The sequence below is a fragment of the Flavobacterium sp. Root186 genome (assembly GCF_001428525.1).
Classification (GTDB): Bacteria; Bacteroidota; Bacteroidia; order Flavobacteriales; family Flavobacteriaceae; genus Flavobacterium.
The window spans coordinates 315,355-332,748 of record NZ_LMHW01000001.1; the positions used below are offsets into that span (position 1 = coordinate 315,355).

Below are 17,394 nucleotides of genomic sequence, written 5' to 3' on the forward strand. Positions count from 1 at the left end.
ATTATTAATAGCAGTTGTTCTCAGCAGCTGCTTTTTTTGTTTTTAATCCACTTTTACTATCTCGTCATAAACTTTGAATTTTAGGTTTGTGATATAATTTATTTGTTCTAAAACATTCTCTAATGCTGCGTCTTTCTTAATGAATACCGTTAACGGTGTTGCTAATACTTGTTCATTATTATATTGAAATGAAACTCCGTATTTGTATTGTAAAATGGTGATAACGTGTTTAAGCGTAGTCTGGTTCAGCGTCACATCGGTATTGTACCAATTGACCAAAAACGATTTATCGGCCAGTTGTTTTGTTAGTTTTTCCGATTCAAACAGTGCTTCTTCATTTGGAACTAAATCAACGCTCTGCCCTTTTGAAGTAACATTTACTTTTCCGGTCACAACAATTACCTCACATTTTGATTTTGACATTTGAATATGGAATGAAGTTCCAACAACCTTAGTCTGAACTTCACCCGAAGTAATTATAAAAGGATGTTTTTTGTCTTTGCCAATTTCAAAAAAAGCATTTCCTTTTAATAAAGTGACCTTTCTTTCGCCGCCTTCGAATTTTTCAGGATATTGAAATGATGAGTTTGCTGCCAGATAAATTTTCGAGCCGTCACTTAATTTGATAGATTTGGGATTCGATGACGTTTTAAATGATAATTGCTTTTCTTTTGCAAAATCAGGTTTAAAGAAAAAACCTAAACCAGCAAGAAAAAGAATACTGGCAGCTGCCATATATTTTAGGTACGGATTGAATGTTTTTTTATTTACAATTCGAAGTTGAATTTCTTCATATATATTTCTAGAAACGGCATCAGAATTTCCCATCGAAACTTCATCCCATTTTGCATTTTGATATTCGCTTAAAGCAAAATTATTTAGCAGATTTTCTTCTGCCTCTGAAGTTTTATTTCGAGAACTTTTATCTATAAGATATTCTAAACTATGCTTGATTCTTTTTATCATAATACTTATTGTTACCTATAAGTACCGAAAATTTAAAATCGTACTATCCGGAAATATTATGAAACCATTAACAGAAAGTTATCTTAAAAATTTTGTTTAAAAAAGATGATTGGAGCCAGCCAGGCCAAGTCTTTCAAGCCTTCGCGCAATTGTTTTAATGCCGATGAAATTTGGTTCTTCACCGTTTGTTTTGAAATTCCAAGTTCGTCTGCAATCTGGTCAATTGACATGTCCTGAAATTTATACATCAATAAAACTTCTTTTCTTTTCTCCGGAAGTTTGTCTAATAAAGAATAAAGTAAATCCATCAATTCGGGATCGATTGACGAAAAGTTGTCGATAATGTAATCTTCAAATTTATCTTCCATAATCGTCTTGTCGAAACGATTATTTTGATAATGTTTGAAAATCTGATTTTTTACCGCCCTGAATAAATAAGGTTCGATTGCATTGATATTCAAATCGTCTTTTCGTTCCCATAAATCAATAAAAACATCCTGAACAATATTTTGCGCCAAGTCTTTATCCTGAGTCATCGTATAGGAGAAGGCATTGAGTTTCTGCCAGTAATCAGTATACGTTTTTTCAAAAATTTCAGGATTCTTCATTGGTAATTATGGTAACATTAGATGATGTAAAATAAGGAAATGTTATACCAATAGTTTTTGCCTGAAAGTTATCTTTAAATTAAATTTGAAATGTTTTTGTTTTATTAATACTACTATTTTCAGGCAAAAATGATAATCGGTTTGCGATTTCTTTTCGTTTAGCTAACACAAAAATTAAATTGCGGCGCTACTTTAGTATTCTCTAAAATGCAATTCTCTTTTGCTGCGTCTCCATACTTTTTAATCCTAATTTCATCTAAAAATCATGAAACAAATTTTGTTTGCATTGCTTTTTGCCGGGACAGTACAATTGAGCCAAGCGCAAAATGATACTTTAAAAATCAACCAGATACAAGTTATTGGTTCACACAACAGTTACCGCCACAACATTGAGCCTGACTTATTCAATTTCATTCAGGCAAAAGATACTACACGATCTTTAAAAGGTTTACAATACACACATATCAGTATTACAGATCAATTGAATAAAGGTTTACGCCAATTGGAAATTGATGTTCAGGGCGATGTTCAAGGCGGAAAATTTGTACATCCAAAAGGTCTTGATATTGTAAAGTCACAAGAAACTTACGATCCAAATGGAGAAATGAAAAAACCGGGTTTTAAGGTTTTTCATATGATTGATATCGATTTTAGAACTTCCTGCTATACGCTTCAGGGTTGTCTTGCAGAGCTAAAAAAATGGTCTGACGCAAATCCTGATCATGTTCCGGTTTTTATTACTTTAGAACCAAAAGACGATGATAGCTACCTGGGAACAAAAGCCGAGAAATTTACACCCGAACTTTTTGATGCTTTAGACAAAGAACTTCGCAAAGGTTTAGGAAATAAACTTATTACGCCGGATATGGTGCGAGGAAAATACAAAACGCTGGAAGAAGCGGTTTTAAACAACAACTGGCCAACGCTGAAAAAGGCAAAAGGTAAATTTTTGTTTATTTTGGATAATAACGGAGCAAAAAGAGATTTATACGCTTTAAACCATCCGTCATTAAAAGGGCGTGCGGTTTTCATTAATGCCGAGCCTGGAAAACCAGAAGCGGCAACGGTATTCAGAAACAATCCTGAAGACGCCACAATAGCCGATTTAGTTAAAAAAGGCTACATCATAAGAACCAGAGCCGATGCTGATACCAAAGAAGCAAGAGCCAACGATTACACGCATTTCAACGCTGCAAAAACTTCAGGAGCGCAAATCATCACTACCGATTATTATCTGCCAAGTACTTTCTTTAATTCTCCTTATCAAGTTAAATATGATGATGGGACTTATGTGAGAGTTGATCCGGTTAATGGCAGTAAATAATTAACCGCAAAGCACGCAAAGGTTTTTATTTAGTTTGTGCTAATAAACGCAAAGTTCGCAAAGCTATAATTCATAAAGCTTTGCGAACTTTGATTTTTATAAAATCTTCTCAAAAAAATCTTTGCGAACTTTGCGTAACCCTTAGCGTTCTTTGCGGTTAAAAAAAAACTGAAAACTGCGACTGAAAACTATTTAACACTCTTAACTTCACCCGTTTTCAAATCAACTGTAAAATGATCTGCCGGAACTTCATGCATGAATTTATTAAAGATGATAAGGAATAACTTCATCTGTTTTTGCAAAGGTGTAGAAACGTCTTCTTTAGAATTCTCTAAATACAACTTCGATAAAACTTTATAAGCTCCAACTCGTTTTTCTCCAACATCAACAAGAGCCAGTTCATCAGCACTTCTAAAACGGTAGAAATCAATTAAAAGGTCATTTCCTGTCCACTTAAAATCTTCTTTTTTGAGATTGTTTTGAGCTAAAATTTGTTCCGATTTTATTTCGGCTTCGTTCCATTCTTTTTGAAATTGTGATTTGTTTTTCAGAATAAAATCAAAATCTTTATCCGATTGAATACTAGCAAAAACCAATAAATCACTGGCTGAAACATTCAGAATAAAATCCTTAAAAGCAGAAGGCCAGTCATCTGATAAAAATCTTAAGCGGACTAATTCTTTCAAATGAAAATCGGTAAAATCGTGGTAGTTTTTAGTTTTTAGAATATCGATATTCCAAATGTCTTTTGCGTTCTGACTTTGCAAAAATTGATATTCCATTTTATACAAATCAAAAAGTTCATCAAACCTAGGGACCTCATCAATTGTAATGGTTTGAATATCGACAAGATTGTCTTTTTGAATCGTTAATAATTTATAAGCCGGAATATAAGCAGCCAGCGACGGTGTTTGGATATTAACTAAAGTATTGCCTTTTTCAGTCGTGCGTAATCCTGTATCATTGATGTGCATATGTCCGCCAAAATGAATCTTCAAACCTGCATCGGCAAAAACCTGTGCTACTTCTTCAACCGGAACACGGTTTAACTGCCACTTATTAGGACCTAATAATTCTTTTATTTCCGCGGAAGCGTCATCATTAAAATCAATCATTGGAAAATGACTGAAAGCAACAAGAGTTTTTCCTCGAAGTTTGGCTTCCGCCGAAATATCCTGAACCCATTTTATAAGATGTTTTTTGTTTGAAAGTACATTATTGTAACCCGTACTTGCTTCAGAATAACTTTTAGAATCTTTTGGATCACCGTCGGTTTTTTTCGGAATATAAACATTTCCGTCAATTGCCATTAACCAGAGTCCGTCGATTGGTTCCACGACATAACTCACGTCCGGAACTTCAAATCCAGGCGCTACATTATAAACCCTTTTGGTTAATTGTGAGGCTTCAACGGCTTTTTTGTAACTGTAGTTTTGAGAATTATAACTGGCAAAAGGAGTCGACCAGAATTTGTATTTTTTATTCGGATAAAAACCGAAGTTTTGCAGATCATTTGTTATGCCTAAATAACCCATTTTAGCAATATCGGCTGTTATGACAACTGGCTGTTCGATATTCATGTTTGGCTTATACATGCCGTCTTTGCTAAAAATGGGTTGGCTTTTTCCTTCTTTTCCTAAAAAATCTTCTTTTCCCGATTCCTGAGCAAATGGTCCAACCGGATCATGATTTCCGGTCGTTATAAAAAATTCAATACCGTATTTTTTTTGGTATTGATCTAAAATTTTCTTCAATCCGCGCACGTGTATCGGCTGTCCGTCATCGGTGTAATCGCCCGGAAGTGCAACGTATTTTATTTTTCGTTTTGCAATATTTTCAAGAGCGGCGATGAAGGCAAAATAATTTTCATTGAAAATTCTCGTCGAATGTAACTGCGAGGCCATCGTTCTTATTAACGTATATTTTCCGGTTTTGGTATTCAAAACACCTTTAAAATCATTATCAGAAAAGCTCCCAAACAAATCCTGAAGGTGAACATCAGATAAAAATGCGACCTGAACACCATCTAAATTCTTTTGATTTTGGGCTGAAATTGTATGATTAAAGAATATTAGAAAGAGTATAATTATTGGTGAAGTAAATTTTAAATTCATAGGTTTTAAGCTTTTGCAAAATGGGAGTTTATTAAAAGTAATAAGCCGCAATTTTATCGATTTAAAGATGAAATGAGTTTATGTTATTGTTATCGAATGATAATTTTTATGGGATTTAAATTTTTCAGTTGTCCCTACGGGACAATTTATGTGGAGCGGATCATTTATTTTTTTACCGACGATTTACCTCTAACGAGGTAATTTTTACAAAAATTTTAAAAACTCCGTTAGGAATTTATGGTCGGTAGAAAAAAAGAATATCACGCCAGCAAGATTGTCCCGTAGGAACAACTCTCCTAGCAATTACCGCATAAAAATCAAACAGATAATCTGTTATACAAAAGATATAGTCCCTACGGGACAATTATATTTGATGGTCACATTTTTTTTTACCGATATTTGACCTCTACGAGGTAAACTTACTGCAATTTAGAAAACTCCGTTAGGAGTTAAATATCGGTAGAACATAGATTATCGCCCCCGAAAATTGTCCCGTAGGGACTACACACAAAATTATCTAACTACAAATAAAACATTGACAGCGAATAAATATAAAAAAAAAAAGGCTGTCATTTCTGACAGCCTTCACATTAAAACCTAAAATTTAATGTATATAAAACCATTATGGCGAATGGATTATTTCTTTATAAAACGTTTTATTATTTTTTCTCCATCTTTTTCAAAAACAACAAAATAAATTCCTTGTCTCAAATTCGAAACATTCAAACTATTGTCATTTATTTTTTGTGACGAAACTACAGAGCCCGTTTGAGAATCAAATATTTTTAGATTCCCTCCTGAAACATCTTTTGTAAAGAAAAGCGTTTCTGAAACCGGATTTGGATATACATTAAATACCGTTTCTTCAACTTCTTCATCTATAGCTGCCGAGGCAGTTGGCGCTCCTGCTCCAACTTTCGTTATTCTAATCCAGTTGATATTCATTCCGGTATTTTGAATGTAGATTCCAAAATTATAGGTTCCGGCATTTACGTTTACCGTTTGCGTAACTGTCTGCCAGTTTTGCCATCCTCCGGTATTTGGAATATCAACATTTCCTAAAAGAATAGTTCCTCCATTTAAATCAGATGATAATCTGCCGCCGGCTACAGCACTTGCCACTCTATATTCAATTAAGTAAGATCCTGTTGTTGGGAAATTAATATTGTTATACGCAAGCCAGTCGCCCGTTTCTGTGTAACCTACGTTTGAACCTCCGCCTGTATCTGTTGTAGCTTCAACCTGAATGCCGCTCATTGCTGAATAATCTTCTGCCTGAATTAAAGTAGAAGTTTGTGAAGCTGTTGTTGCAATTAATTTCCATTGTCCGCAAGTTTGGTTGTTGTTGTCCCATTGCTGAACATTGGCACCATTTGCAGTACTTGCTCCGGCAACCTCAACAATTCTTCCGCTGTGTCTGGCAACGATTTTATAAAAACCATCGCCTGTAGAAACCAGAATAAATTGCTGATTTGTAGTTCCATTGTATGGATATTGCTCCACATTGGCACCATTTGCTGTATTAAAACCATTCACGTCTAAAGATTGTCCGCTGTGATTAACAATAATTTTATACAAACCATCTCCTAAATGCGTGAATGTATATTTTTGATTGTTTCCTGTATTTACAGTTCCCTGTGCAACATTGGCTCCGTTTGCTAAACTTGCATTCCAAACGTCCATATTCAAATTGCTGTTTCGGTTTTGCAGAAAGAAGGTTTGATTACCTAAAGTTGTAACTCCGTTCGCCAGAATTCGAATTGAACTTACTTTGTCATTCCATGTTGTATTTAAACACGAATTATCAGAATTAATTACGGTTGAAGCTCCTGTAAAATTATCATCCTGATATAAAATAGCCTGAAATCCTTGTGTAACTCTAAGCGATGAAATATCATCATTTAAAATTCCTAAGGAATTTAAACGTGCCAGATTATAATCACCAATTGTTAATCCGCCTGAAAATCCAGTATAATTACAATCTTTATAAGCTGTAATTACATCTGTTGACGGATTGATATTGCCTCCTGGTGGAATTGTTCCTGTAACAGAATAACTTCCGATAGAACCATAAGCCGAATAACCGCCGCTTCCGGCATTTCCTGCTCCGTTTCCATCAACTCCAATAAAATATTTACCAGCCGGAAGATTTACATTCATAGAAGCGTTTAAAGCAAATGGATCAGAATTCCAATATGTTCCCATTTCTGTCCCAGCCGAATTGTATAATCTTAGTAAAAGATGCAGATTTCCATCTCTTGAAACTGTGTTGGCATTTATAGATACATTTCCACCGCCAGTTGTAAAAGTGAAAAAATCATAATCGGCTTCGCTGGAAATAATTCCGTTTTTTTGATTGATAGCGCCGCTTGCATTATAATCTAAAGTTGCAGCAGAAGCCGTGTTATTTCCATAGTCATCGCCGCGATATCCAACTCCAAATTTAGAACCTGCAATTGTCGCCACATCATCTTGCAAATTATTAGCAAAATTGTATTGACCTTTACTCCATTGTACAACAGGTCTGTAATATCCAGCCCCCATAATTGGTGCCCAGGAAGTTCCGTCTAAGCCTACGAAATAATCTTCAGCAGGATTTGTACGTCCGTCGTGACCAAGATCAAATGTATGACCAACTTCATGCGAAGAAGCGTCACCACCCGATTTTCCGGAAGTAATAAATACCCAGCAAGGCACATCATTATCCCAGTTAAAAGAGCCTATATAAGCCACACCGCCTGCACCCGGAGCTGCCGTATTGGTTGGCGTTACTACAACGCGCATTCTTCTGTTTCTTGGGTACGAATTAAAAACGGCTTCGCTTGTTGTTACGTTTAGATTAAAAGGTCTGTAATCTTCTGAAACTACTTCCCAATGCTGCTGTACGGCTGCATCGCTCATTCCGGAAGCTGCTGCATTAATGGCATTACCATTATTCCAAAGATTTCCTGCCGGCATATAATAACCATCAAAATCTAATAAAACACAGCCCGCAGCACCCGGTAAACTTTGCAGGTTTAACAATGCCGGAGCAATTTCTGCCGCTGCTGTTGTTTTATTTGTTGTCTTTGATGGAAGATTTTTATAATCAATACAAACCAAAGTATTGATATCCACTTTAGAAACGAAAGCATTTCCCTGTGCATCAGAGTAATATTTGTAGGCTTCTCGGGTTTTCTTTAAAATAATATGACCTTCAAGAGATTGATCTTTAACTTTAATATAAAAAGAAGATTCTGCAACATTTTTAATTTCTCCAATTAAAAATTCACTTGATGCATCTGATTCTTTATAATTTATTTTCCCATTAAAGCTTTTGGAATTGGCTGCCTGAAGCAGAATTGTTTTTTCAGGTCCTTTAGCAGTTGTAGAAGAAACCAATTCATTTTTTATTTTATTCAAAAATGTTTTGCTCGAGCCTAAAGAAGTCTGCGCCGTGGCAAAATATCCTAAGGAGAGAATCAAGAGTAAACTTAACCGAAATCTGTAATTATTTTTCATATAATTTGGGGTTAAAGGGGGTTACAATTTAAATGGAGCGTTTTTTTTAACACATAGGGACATAGTTCATTATGGATAAAGACGTTTCACTCGCATAAACAATCATAGTGCTTTGCGTTTAGCTATGTGTAAAAACTAGTTTTTTTGAATTTCCTTTATTTCAGAAGAAAAAATCTATGTTTCTATGTGTTTAAAAAATACTCTATAAACAAAAGCACTAATCTTCTCTGCCGAAACAAAGAAGAAAAGTGCTTTATGTAAAACTTATTTTTTAATAAAACGTCTTACCGTTTTGATTCCATCTTTCTCTAATGAAATCAGGTAAATTCCTTTTTTCAAACCAGCAACATTGATGCTGTTGTTGTTTACTGTTTGTGATGAAACTGTAGCACCACCTTCAGAATTGATAACACTTACATTTGCTCCGGAAACTTCTGAACTAAAGAAAAGTGTATCTTCTGTTGGATTTGGATAAATAGTAACACTAGCAATATCCGCAGGAGTTTCAGCAGTCGGAGCTGCTGATTTAGCAGCTAAACCAGAAGCCGATTTTGTGATTCTAAACCAGTTTAAATTCACTCCGGAAGCTTGAATGTAGATTCCGAAATTATAAGTTCCTGCATTTACATTTACGGTTTGTGTAATCGTCTGCCAGTTTTGCCATCCTCCAGTATTTGGTACATTAACGGCTCCAAGCTGAATTGTTCCGGCATTTAAATCAGATGATAATCTGGCTCCATTAACGGCACTTGCAACTCGGTATTCAATTACATAATTACCAGATGTTGGAAAGTTAATATTATAATATGCCATCCAGTCTCCTGTATCTGCATAACCTACATTTAAACCTCCGCCAGTATCTGTAGTAGCTTCTGTCTGAACACCGCTCATTGTATTATAACTTTCGGCTTGAATTAAAGTTCCAGTTCCCGGAGGATTACTTCCTGTAATAACCTGATTGATGGCTGTTAATAATGATTTTGCACCGGTTGCATCCTGAGATAATTCCCAAATCATAACTCCGCCTGCGTTTTGAATCGCAAAAGTTGTTTTTGCTTTGATTGTTGGAATTCCGTTATAGTAAATCGTATTTCCAACCTGATCTACATTTTCTGCTCCCGGATATTGGGCTACGATATTCGCATAAGAAATTCCCTGATTTGCAGAGGCTCCAAAACCATATCCGTAAAATGGTAATCCAATGATAGCTTTACTTGCAGGTAATCCTCTTCCTGTCCAGTAATTAAATTGGTTTACGGCCATGCTGTATGGAGAATGCTGTCCCGGATTTCCTGGCTGCCATGGCCCAGTTGCATCGTATGCCATGATATTGATCCAGTCGTAAGCCGCAAAAGTAGATGCAGGCACATTTGCACCACCATATCCTTCTGAAAGCGCTGACGAAATCAATTTTCCATTGGCATGCAGTTTATTCGCCAAAGCAATAACAAATCCGCCGTAATCGCCGTTGATTGCCGGGCCTTCTAAATCTACGTCGATTCCGTCAAAATTGTGAGCGACCACATAATCGTACAGTTTTTGAATAAAAGCCGTTCTGTTTCCCGGTGTAATTAAATTAAAATAATTGTCGCGAATGGCACCTCCTTCAGAAATGGCACCTCCCCCAAGGGAAACAAAAACTTTAACGTTTTGAGCATGTGCAGTATTAATAATGGCATTATTGCCAGAATTAAAACTTAAATATCCGTTTGCATCAGGGTTTTCAAACGCAATATTAATGTGCGTTAATTTACTGTACTGGATAGTGCCTGCTAAAGCATTTAAATCAACCCAGTTCGGGACATAAGCGATTACTTTTTTCTGCTGGGCCGTAGCTAAGTTAAAAATACCCAACACTAAAATAATAATGCATTTCTGCAGCATTCTTCGGTAATTGTTTTTCATAATAAATTGTTTAATAGATTAATAAAAATTTGTAAATTTTGGGGGAAATGAAAAATTTTGGATTTCAAACTTCAGATTTTAGATTTGATCGCTGAGCAATCTAATTGGGTCAAACTAACTAACGCTCCCTAATTATTACCTAAAATCTAAAGTTCAAAATCGTTTTTAAAACTATTTTTTTATGAAACGTTTGATCGTCTGTTTACCATCTTTTTCAAAAACAATAAAATAGATTCCTTGTCTCAAATGCGAAACATCAAAACTGTTGTTATTGATTTTTTGAGATGCTACAGTAGACCCCGTTTGTGAATCGACAATTTTTACACTTCCGCCAGAAAGATCTGTGGTTACATAAAGTGTATTTTCAACCGGACTTGGATAAACATTTAAAGCAATTTCTGCCGGTTCTTCTGCTGGTTGAGCCGAAGCCGTTTTAGCAGCTGCACCCGCACCAACTTTAGTAATTTTAATCCAGTTGATGTTCATTCCGGTATTTTGAATGTAGATTCCGAAATTGTATGTTCCTGCATTTACATTGACCGTTTGCGAAACCGTCTGCCAGTTTTGCCATCCTCCGGTATTTGGAATATCAACATTACCTAAAACAATGGTTCCTCCATTTAAATCAGATGATAATCTGCCGCCTGTAACAGCACTTGCAACTCTGTATTCAATTAAATAAGAACCTGTTGTTGGGAAATTAATACTGTTATACGCTAACCAGTCGCCCGTTTCTGTGTAACCTACATTTGAGCCTCCGCCAGTATCTGTAGTTGTTTCAACCTGAATGCCGCTCATTGCTGAATAATCTTCGGCCTGAATTAAAACAGAAGTTTGAGAACTTGTCGCCGGAACCAGTTTCCATTGTCCGCAAGTTTGGTTGTTATTATCCCATTGCTGTACAATTGCGCCAGAAGCAGTACTTGCTCCGGCAACCTCAACAATTCTACCACTGTGTCTTGCTACAATTTTATAAAATCCGTCACCAGTAGAAACCAATACAAACTGCTGATTTGTTGTAGCATTGTATGGATATTGCTCTAAACGTGCACCATTTGCTTTATTGAAATTGTTGATATCTAAAGACTGACTGCTGTGATTGGCAATAATTTTATACAATCCGTCGCCTAAATGTGTAAATGTGAATTTTTGGTTGTTTCCTGAATTCAGCGCACCTTGATTAATTCCTGCTCCGTTAGATAAACTTGCATTCCAAACATCCATATACAAACCGCTGTTTCTGTTTTGTAAAAAGAAAGTCTGGTTTCCTAAAGTTGTAGTTCCGTTTGCAAGGATTCTGATAGAAGTTACTTTATCATTCCAAGTCGTATTTAAACAAGAATTATCAGAATTAATTACGGTTGATGCTCCTGTAAAATTATCATCCTGATATAAAATGGCCTGATAACCCTGAGTGATTTTTAATGAAGAAACATCATCATTTAAAACGCCTAAAGTATTTAAACGAGCTAAGTTATAATCTCCAATTGTTAATCCGCCGGAGAAACCTGTGTAGTTACAATCTTTATAAACTGTAATAACATCTGTAGAAGCCGGCACTGAAGGAACTGTTCCTGCATAACCTCCAAAAACTGCTATTACTTTTGTTGGCTGAGGCGAATGTAATGATGGCGACTGATCTGCAACGTCATCATAAGCAAATCCATAAGCTAAATTATCAATGCTGATTCCCGGTAAATGCCAGAATTTAGAATAATGATTTGTTGGGTTTACCTGATAAAATTTTGAGGCATCGTACCAATTTTGCTGCCCCGGATTTGCTGTTGTAGTATTTACAACGTGTCTGTTAATAGCTGCAGTTAATTGTGCCTGAATAACAAGATCTAAATCCCCGTCGACTAATCTTCTGTCCAAAACACCTTTTCCTTCAAGTGCTTCCTGAGTACTTGGTCTGTTTTGAACTCTTCCTGTACGGCCAACAAATCCTCCAGATTGCCCAACCATTTCAAGCTGTTCGCCAATAACTCTTCCTTTAAAAACTCCTGCGTCACCGGCATAAAAGATCAAATCTTCATTTTTATATTTATTCCAAATGGCGTCGATATAGGATTTTAAATAATTAGCTTGAGGCCCAACTGTCGTTCCTCCTGTTCCATCTGCAAAAGCAGGTGTTTTTGACGGAGCTGTAATTTCACCAGTTGTATTATTTACACAACCTTGAAATTCTGACGGAACATTAGCTTTAAAAGCGGCAACGATATCAGCATGTTTTTTTAATTCTCCTACTTTCTTTTGATATCCGTTTGCACCAAATAATTCCAGTCCCATTGGATATTTATACGAATCTACTCTTGAAGGATTTCCAAAGAAACCATATTGATTGTTCGTAAGTTCGATTATTTCATATAAAATTCCCTGATTTGGATCTGTAGCATTCAGCGGATTTGGCGATGTATAGCCCGAAGGAGCTCCATTGGCACCAAAAAAGTAAAAATACAATTGTGAACCTTTAGAAATAAAAACCCTGCAGCCAGCAATTAAAGGCAGCGTGAAAGTTTTATTTGGAATTTCACTCAGTTTGGTAAAACAAGCCGCATATTTTGAATTTTGTCCCGGTCCGGTATTTCCTCCAATTGTAGGTCCGGTAACGGTATTATAAGAAGAACTCATTGGTAAAACCTGACTTGTTTTGGCATTTACCCAAACATGGTTTCCGGTGGTATAATCGATACCAACGATGGCTACATACAATTCATTATCATTGAATGTAGAAGTATTACTAATCGTAAAAGGAATGGCTCCCTGCCCGAACATCAAATTTGAAAACACCAGAAAAAGTGCTGTCAGTAGTGAAAATCTTTGAAGTTTATTTTTTTTCATATCTAAATAATTGTGGGTTTATGTAAATAGATTCTAAACTAAAGTCATGTTATAAATAATGACTTTTTATGATCCGTCAGGTGCAATTATTTGGTGCTATCCATTTAAATTTAATTCCAGCTTATATTGAATGAGAGGGTTTCTTTTAAAACAAACTACACCCAACGGATTTTTAATTATTTCTTAATTAGCTTTTTTGTCCAGCTTTTTTGATCTGATTTGAAATTCAGAATATAAATTCCTTTTGTCAGTCTGCTCAAATCAATTACGCTTTCACTTGCTTCTTTCTCTGGTTTATTCTGAAGAACCAGCGTTCCTGAATTGTCATAAATCGTGATGATTTTATTATCTAAATTTTCAGGAATTGCAACTTGAATATAGTTACTTGCAGGATTTGGATATATGGTAAAAACAATACTTTCCGGCGCACTTTCTTCAACTATAACATTCGCCTTTTTAGCTGCAGAAGCTGATCCATACGCTTCGATTTCATATAATGAATATCCGTAAGGAGCTAAAGCTTTTGTTGTACATAAAATACGCAGGTATCTTCCTGTTCCGCTTACGGTTAAATCATCCGTTCCTCCGTCGCTGGCAGTTTGCGTGTTGATGGTTTCGTTTTCGGTAAAAACATTATCTGTTGAAAGCTGTACTTTATATTGTGTTGCAAAAGCAGCTTCCCATTTCAATACTACACGATTAAGGTTGTAGTTGCTTCCCAAATCAACATAAATCCATTCTGTTGCATTGGCAAAAGAACTCGCCCATCTTGATACCATGCCGTCACCATCCGTTGCTTTACTAGCTGACAATGTTGCATTTTCTTCGGTAGAAGCTGTGGCTGTTTTCGCTAAAGCTAAATTTACATTTGGATTTGCTGTAATATTTCGAACAATAATATCACTAAAAACTCCCGTTCCTAAAGTTCCGTTTGCGTGAGATGTAACCGCCATTCCAACATAAATGGTATTCGCCATTGTAATTGTTTTTGGAGTTCCAAGCTGTGTCCAGGTTGTACCATTATCAGATGTGTAAGAAGTAAATACATTTCCTGCACGTACTACACGAACCCATTTTGGAGCTGTTCCCGTAGCAACATCTGCAACTGTAACTCCCGACGTAGCATTTCTTGATAAAAATTCAACGCCTGCGGCTGGTGTAACATCCGTCATAGCATGTTTAGAAGTTGCTGTAAGTGTTTCTCTAAACATTACTCCCGCTTTTGCATACGTATTCGTATTCGTTAACGAATTTACTTTTGCAATAATTTCGGCATCGCCAGTAATAGATTGATTAACAAATTGAAATTGATCGCTTGTTTCCCAAATATCAGTTCCCGAACCTTTAATGGTAAAAGTTCCGCTAGAATGTGTCGCTTCTCCCGCTGGTGTTACCGCACCTAAATCTGTACTAACCCACGGTGCAGGTAATCCAACTGGAGTTTCTGTCGAAACTAAATTTAAAGCTCTTAAATTATCAAAATAATACGTGTTTCCAGAACTTGTTCCTGGTTCAAACAAGAAAACAAAACGGTTTACTTCACTGTCTAAAGTCGAAGCATCAGGCGTACTTACATACGTAAAAGTTACGGTGTGCCAAGTATTGGTTTGTTTTACAACTCCCTGATAAATACTGTGTCTTCCTACCGGATAGTTTGCCGGAACCGAAGCACTGCTTTCTGCCTGCCATGAAATAATAGATCCAACCGGAGCTGAAGTATAAACATCCATAGCGAATTTTTTAGTTCCGCCTTTGAAATCTCCAATATTGGTTAAAGTCGTATTGAATGAGAAATTATCATACAATTCTGTTGACTTACGAACATATCTACCAACGTTTGAAGAAGTATTAATTCCTGTCGCACTCGGATTTGCTACGTTTGCTGTGTAAGTTCCAATAGCATCTCTAAATGTAATATTATGAATCGTTTGATAATCTTCATAAACAACTCCAGGCGTAAATGTATCCGGAAGTTTTGTTGCTCCAATTCTGATATTATCAAAATAATACGTATCGCTTGTAAAAGATCCTGAGTTAAACAATAAAACCATTTGGTTTACTGCCAAATTCGAAGTTCCCGCATCTGGGCTTGAATTGTAATAAAAAGTCAAGGTTTCCCATTGGTTTTGTTTCGTTGTAATTGCAACGTAATTACTGTTTCTTCCTGTTGGGTAATTTGCTGGAAGCGATGTTGCGCTGTTTTCTAAATTCAAACTTACAACCGTACCAATTGGTGCCGATGTATACACATCAATCATGATTTTATTGGTCTGATTTTTTAATAAACCAGCATCTTCGATCGTGCTTTGTGTGTTAAAGAAAAGTACATCATATTGTTCCGTTACATTTCTAACGTATCTCGCCACATTTGCAGACGAATTAACAGCATTTGAACCCGGATTTGCTACTACAGAATATGTTCCTGTTGTAGTTCCTTTTATAATTTTATTGATGCCGTCGTAATTCTGCAATACATCTGTAGCAACAATTGGTTTTTCTGGTGTAGCTCTTGTAAGCAGATTATCAAAATAATAGGTAGCTCCGGAATTTGAATTTGATTCAAAAAGTAAGGCCACATTATTGATGGTCAAAGCGCTTGTGTTTGGATCGATTATTTTTTCAAATTCAAACTCAATCGTTTCCCATTTGTTCTGTACTGTTGTAGTCGCTTTGTAACCGCTATGTCTTCCTAACGGATAATTGATTGCCGTTGTTACATTGCTATTTTCTAACTGCAATGAAACTTTAGTTCCAACCGGTGCCGAAGTATACAAATCAAAAGAAATTCTTTTTCTTCCGTATACATAGTCATTGGCATTGCTGATTACTACATTTTTGATATTGAAAACATCGTACAATTCAGAGGAGTTACGAACATATCTTCCAACCAAAGCCGAAGTATTGATTCCGGTTGCTGAAGGATTTGCAATGGCTTCTGTTAAAACTCCTGTTTTGTTTCCGTAAACAACATTTCTGTTCGTTTGAAAATCTTCCTGAATTTTCTCTACAGGAATTGCAGGTTCTGTCGTTACAGCCAATTTATACGTATTGGCAGTACATCCTGAAGTTGTTGCAGTTACCGAAACATCTCCGCCTGCAGTTCCCCAATTTACCGTTACGGCATTTGTTCCCTGTCCGGCCGTAATTGTCGCTCCCGCAGGAACTGTCCAATTATACGCGGCGCCAGTAATCGCATTTATAGAATAGGTTTTACCCGTTTCGTTTTGGTATACTTTTGCATCTCCGGCAACACCATATTTATAACTTCCGTCATAAACACGAACATAATCAACCTGCAATTTTGCCGGAAAATCAGCCGGAACTGGTGCTACGCCTGCCCCATTTACACTTGTATAAGGCGTTCCTGCACTTCCAACAGCCAGATTCAAAATAATATAAAACTGATTATCGTTAAAAGGCCATCCACCGTTTACTGTAGTATTTGGTGTTGCGGTGTGAAATAAAATATCGTCAATATACCATCTTATAAAATTTGGTCCCCATTCTACTGCGTAAACGTGAAAATCTGTAGATAAATCCGTTGGAGAACTATAACTTCTTCCTGTAAAATGATATCCGTTTCCATCGTAATGAATTGTTCCGTCTACAGATTGTGGGTTTCTGTGTTTGGCTTCCATGATATCAATTTCACCTGTAAACGGCCAGTTTCCTCCAACTGGAAGCATCCAGAACGCAGGCCATGCACCTTGTCCGCTAGATAACTTCATTCGGGCTTCAACTCTTCCGTATTTAAGGGAATATTTTCCTTCTGTGGTTAATTTTGAAGAAGCGTAAGGCTGATCAGGAAATGCGCCATTAGGCTCGTATTTTGCCTGAATGTTCAAATAACTGTTTGCTCCTTCTTTTACAATTGTCGCCTGATTTGGATCGTAACGCTGAGCCTCAGCATTTCCGAATCCGCAAAGTGCCGGACATCCGTTTCCTGAAATACTCTGCCACTTGGTTAGGTCGACAGTAGTACCGTTAAATTCATCTGACCAAACCAATGTTTTACATTGTGCCTGGACTTTCAAAATTGGCAGCAGCACAAATATTACCACAGCCAAAAATCGTTTAAAATAATAGAAATTGTCTTTCGGTGGTTGGCCGAAAAAAGAGTCATTTTGATTCATTT

General features: G+C 36.3%; 8 protein-coding genes. 1 reads left to right on the forward strand and 7 read right to left on the reverse strand.

Features of this window, described 5'->3' with window-relative positions; all coding sequences use genetic code 11:
• Positions 1 to 42: 42 nt before the first annotated feature.
• A complete protein-coding gene (locus ASD98_RS01155; RefSeq protein WP_056198935.1) occupies positions 43 to 966 on the reverse strand; it encodes a FecR family protein in 924 nt (307 codons plus the stop codon).
• Positions 967 to 1,049: 83 nt separating this feature from the next.
• Positions 1,050 to 1,574, reverse strand: coding sequence for an RNA polymerase sigma-70 factor (locus tag ASD98_RS01160; RefSeq protein WP_056198939.1), 525 nt, complete (start codon positions 1,572 to 1,574; stop codon positions 1,050 to 1,052).
• Positions 1,575 to 1,839: 265 nt separating this feature from the next.
• Between ASD98_RS01160 and ASD98_RS01165 the strand changes: the two genes are divergently transcribed.
• Positions 1,840 to 2,898, forward strand: a complete 1,059-nt coding sequence (locus ASD98_RS01165; protein ID WP_056198942.1) for a phosphatidylinositol-specific phospholipase C1-like protein — start codon at positions 1,840 to 1,842, stop codon at positions 2,896 to 2,898.
• A 188-nt stretch (positions 2,899 to 3,086) separates the two neighbouring features.
• On the opposite strand, the gene ASD98_RS01170 is transcribed toward ASD98_RS01165, so the two are convergent.
• The 5 genes from ASD98_RS01170 to ASD98_RS01190 form a co-directional block, all read right to left on the reverse strand.
• The gene (locus ASD98_RS01170) at positions 3,087 to 5,012 is read right to left on the reverse strand and encodes a metallophosphoesterase (RefSeq protein ID WP_056198946.1); all 1,926 of its coding nucleotides are present in this window, start codon (positions 5,010 to 5,012) and stop codon (positions 3,087 to 3,089) included.
• 636 nt (positions 5,013 to 5,648) lie between these two features.
• Positions 5,649 to 8,513 (reverse strand): RICIN domain-containing protein, encoded by a 2,865-nt coding sequence (locus ASD98_RS24265; RefSeq protein ID WP_242412053.1) that lies wholly within the window; start codon positions 8,511 to 8,513, stop codon positions 5,649 to 5,651.
• Positions 8,514 to 8,777: 264 nt separating this feature from the next.
• The gene (locus ASD98_RS01180) at positions 8,778 to 10,418 is read right to left on the reverse strand and encodes a glycosyl hydrolase family 18 protein (protein ID WP_056198948.1); all 1,641 of its coding nucleotides are present in this window, start codon (positions 10,416 to 10,418) and stop codon (positions 8,778 to 8,780) included.
• 171 nt (positions 10,419 to 10,589) lie between these two features.
• A complete protein-coding gene (locus tag ASD98_RS01185) occupies positions 10,590 to 13,259 on the reverse strand; it encodes a beta-1,3-glucanase family protein (protein ID WP_056198949.1) in 2,670 nt (889 codons plus the stop codon).
• A 176-nt stretch (positions 13,260 to 13,435) separates the two neighbouring features.
• Positions 13,436 to 17,392: a family 16 glycosylhydrolase gene (locus ASD98_RS01190; RefSeq protein ID WP_056198952.1), complete on the reverse strand. Its 3,957-nt coding sequence runs from the start codon at positions 17,390 to 17,392 to the stop codon at positions 13,436 to 13,438.
• Positions 17,393 to 17,394 lie beyond the last annotated feature (2 nt).